Genomic DNA, 291 nt, shown 5'->3' with positions numbered 1-291 from the left:
TTGGCACCAGTTAAATCGTTAGCACGAACCCATTGGTTGTTACCTAAGTCATACCACTTTTCACCTTTTGAGTTATAAGCTGTTGCAATAACTTTCCATGAAGTATGGCTGCCTAAAACTTGGCCAGTAGCTACTGGATTTTCGTAGTTGTTCCAAACGTGAACTGGGTTGGCACTTACAGTTACAACTGCTGCATCGTTTTGAACAGTGGCTGCCTGTGCATCTTCAGTCTTAGTGTTGTTTACTGCTGCAATACCTGCAATTGATAATGCTGCTACGGCTACGGTTTTA

The 291-nt window shown here is 42.6% G+C and carries 1 pseudogene; it reads right to left on the bottom strand.

From position 1 onward, the window contains the following. Positions 1-291: pseudogene (locus FC77_RS08120) on the bottom strand (aggregation-promoting factor); the annotation flags it as partial.

Origin of the sequence: Lactobacillus acetotolerans DSM 20749 = JCM 3825, assembly GCF_001436775.1 — a bacterium.
Taxonomy (GTDB): domain Bacteria; phylum Bacillota; class Bacilli; order Lactobacillales; family Lactobacillaceae; genus Lactobacillus; species Lactobacillus acetotolerans.
The sequence above is the reverse complement of the archived record's forward strand: the minus strand, read 5'-3'. Positions and strand labels throughout refer to the sequence as shown.